At 67.9% G+C, this 2,382-nt stretch carries 6 protein-coding genes; 2 read left to right on the top strand and 4 right to left on the bottom strand.

All coding sequences use genetic code 11. From position 1 onward, the window contains the following. The 3 genes from rimM to rpsP all read right to left on the bottom strand — a co-directional run. Window positions 1–349, bottom strand: a 349-nt coding sequence (rimM, locus tag VEG08_15265; GenBank protein HXZ29353.1) for a ribosome maturation factor RimM, incomplete at its 3' end; no start/stop codon positions are given. Between the two features lie 26 nt (window positions 350–375). Next, the gene (locus VEG08_15260) at window positions 376–627 is read right to left on the bottom strand and encodes a KH domain-containing protein (GenBank protein ID HXZ29352.1); all 252 of its coding nucleotides are present in this window, start codon (window positions 625–627) and stop codon (window positions 376–378) included. Between the two features lie 102 nt (window positions 628–729). Beyond that, entirely contained in the window at window positions 730–981 is a 252-nt protein-coding gene (gene rpsP / locus VEG08_15255) for a 30S ribosomal protein S16 (GenBank protein ID HXZ29351.1), read from the bottom strand. Window positions 982–1,335: 354 nt separating this feature from the next. On the opposite strand from rpsP, the gene VEG08_15250 reads away from it, so the two are divergent. Together VEG08_15250 and VEG08_15245 are read left to right on the top strand one after the other, a co-directional pair. Beyond that, the gene (locus VEG08_15250; protein ID HXZ29350.1) at window positions 1,336–1,623 is read left to right on the top strand and encodes a hypothetical protein; all 288 of its coding nucleotides are present in this window, start codon (window positions 1,336–1,338) and stop codon (window positions 1,621–1,623) included. Continuing rightward, a complete protein-coding gene (locus tag VEG08_15245) occupies window positions 1,620–1,964 on the top strand; it encodes a DoxX family protein (protein ID HXZ29349.1) in 345 nt (114 codons plus the stop codon). Before VEG08_15250 ends, VEG08_15245 begins: the two co-directional genes overlap by 4 nt. On the opposite strand, the gene VEG08_15240 is transcribed toward VEG08_15245, so the two are convergent. Further along, window positions 1,954–2,382 (bottom strand): peroxiredoxin-like family protein (locus tag VEG08_15240; protein ID HXZ29348.1); only part of this gene is annotated, 429 nt, incomplete at its 5' end. The genes VEG08_15245 and VEG08_15240 overlap by 11 nt on opposite strands.

The following is a 2,382-nucleotide window of genomic DNA, read 5'->3' as shown; positions in this document are numbered from 1 at the left end:
CGAACTGCACTTCTTCGACGCGGCCGATCTCGGTCCTCTGCGCGGCCTCGACCACGATGCAGCCCAGCAGGTCGCTCACGTACACCGCGCCCAGGGCCAGCGTCGCGCGCTCCCCTTGCGGTACCTGGATCTCGCAGCCGGCCAGCGCTTCGGCTGCGGCGATCGAATCCACGCCCCGGAACTTCAGCACCATGCGGCCCTTGTGGGGCCAGCAGGATTCCAGCTCCAGCTCGCGGCGCTCTCCCCGCGGCGAGAGGGCGAACAGGCGCTTGCGTTCCGCCAGTCGCTCCGGAAAATCGGTGTGGAGTTCGGCGCTGACCTCGCCGCGCCGTCCCTGGGCCTTGAGCACGCGCGCGATGCTGATGAAGGCTTCGCCTATTCCAGGATCTCCAGCGTATAACGCTTCTTCAATTTCATGCCGGCGGCGCCCAGGATGGTACGGATGGAGCGCGCCGTGCGCCCCTGCTTCCCGATCACCTTGCCCAGGTCGTTGGGGCCGACGCGCAGCTCCAGCACCGTGACCTGCTCGCCGTCCACGGCGTGGACCGTCACCTGGTCCGGCTCGTCCACCAGGGCCTTGGCGATCTGCTCCACCAACGCCCGCATGTCCCCACCCTGGTCGCTCATCCCTGCTCCTCGCTCTGTGGGGCCCTGCACCCGAGAGGCTCGCGGTTCCTGCTTCCGGGAAAAAGCCGAGGAGCGCGGGCGCGTGCGCTCGCCAACGGCCTATTATGCCGCGGATTCGCTGCCCGCGGGCGCCTTCTTGGCCAGCAGCTTCTCCACCGTGGGGGAGAGCTGCGCGCCCTTCGAGCGCCAGTGCTCCACCCGCTCGCGCTTGACCTCCAGAGCGGGCGGGTTGCTGCGCGGGTTGTAGGTCCCGATGACCTCCACGGGCCGCCCGCTGCGCGCGCGTTCCTTCTCGATCACCACGATCCGGTATTGGGGCTGCTTGCGCGCACCGGTGCGCGACAGACGGATCATCAACACAGAAATCGTTTCCTTTCTTAGGGTTACCAGGGATTGCACTGCACTGAGCCCGGCCCACGGCGGGAACGGGAAGGCAGAGGCAAACTCAGATTATCGCGTAAATCCCGCCGCTTGACAAGCTTACCGGATGGCGGGAGGCCCGTTGTTACTGTGGCTGGCCAGCACGTCGTGGTAGTAGGGCCAGGGCGGGAAGGCGGCACAGGGCAAATCTCCAGAAGAGGTCTTGGAAGGCGAGGATTAGGCCCGGCCGGCGCCCGAAGGAAGGGCCCTGTGTCCCAAGGTCGGGTCGCAGCCGGGTGACTCGTACCATGGTACATTGGTACACTAACCCCCGGAGGGGGAGGCGCCATGGCTGCGAAAGACCGGTTCCTGGTGGAGCGGGTGCAGACCGGGGTGCGCATCGAGAGGCGCATCCTGAAGGTGCTGAAGGCGCTGGCGGAGTACCACGATCTCACCCTGGGCGACCTGCTGGAGGGGATCGTGCTGCACGCCTTCGACGGCAAGTGTCCTTTCAGCCCCGCCAACCTGCAACGCATCCGCGAACTGAAGAAGTTCTACGGTCTGGACCTGGATGCCCGCGCCAGCCATCGCCTGATCGAGAGCCAATCCCCCCAGAAGGAGGCGCCCGGCCGATGAACCCGCGTGTCGCGCCATTGGCAGTTCCGGGACTGCGCTGGGTGCTGGGCCTGGTGGTGCTGGTGGAGAGTTGCCGCTTCGCGTTCTCCTCCGCGGCTGCTCGCTCGTTTGCCCACACGGGACTGCCGCTCTGGCTGCGGCCTGCGCTCGGCATCAGCGAAGCGGTGGCGGCGCTACTCTTCCTGCTGCCCGCCGCCCGGCTGGTGGGCGGCTACTTGCTGCTGGGGATCTTCGCGCTGGCGGCGGCGATCCACCTGCTGCACGGAGAGTACGACGTGGGGCCGCTGCTGATCTATGCCATGGCGGCGCTGGTGTGCCTGAGCGACGAGGCTAGGCGCTGAGCGCTTCGAGGATGGCGGCGGGCTCGGCGCGGCGGCGGAAGTCGGCGTCGGCCCAGCGCCACAGCACCCGGCCGTCGCGCTCCAGGACGAAGGTCGCGGGCAGGGGCAGCTCCCAGCTCGTGTCCCCGTTGCAGTGCGGCAGGTTGATGAAGACGCGCTTGTAATGCTCCTGCAGGTATTCGGGCAGCGAAGTAGCTACGCCGAACTGCCGGGCCACGCGATTCGAGGCGTCGCTCAGCACCGGGAAGCGCAGTTCGTGCTGCTCGGCGGCGAAGCCGGATTGCTGCACCGTCTGCGGGGAGATGGCGATCAGCGACGCCCCGCGGGCCTGGATCTCAGGCGCGATGTCGCGCAGGGCCTCCAGCTGAGCCACGCAGTAGGGGCACCAGCGCCCGCGATAGAAGGCGACGACCAGGCG

This window comes from Terriglobales bacterium, assembly GCA_035624475.1.
Lineage (GTDB): Bacteria > Acidobacteriota > Terriglobia > Terriglobales > Acidobacteriaceae > DASPRL01.
The sequence above is the reverse complement of the archived record's forward strand: the minus strand, read 5'-3'. Positions and strand labels throughout refer to the sequence as shown.

Excerpts from the sequence above, each read along its gene's own strand:
- VEG08_15260 (HXZ29352.1), bottom strand. The coding sequence starts at position 627 with ATGAGCGACCAGGGTGGGGACATGCGGGCGTTGGTGGAGCAGATCGCC.
- rpsP (HXZ29351.1), bottom strand. The coding sequence starts at position 981 with ATGATCCGTCTGTCGCGCACCGGTGCGCGCAAGCAGCCCCAATACCGG.
- VEG08_15250 (HXZ29350.1), top strand. The coding sequence starts at position 1,336 with ATGGCTGCGAAAGACCGGTTCCTGGTGGAGCGGGTGCAGACCGGGGTG.
- VEG08_15245 (HXZ29349.1), top strand. The coding sequence starts at position 1,620 with ATGAACCCGCGTGTCGCGCCATTGGCAGTTCCGGGACTGCGCTGGGTG.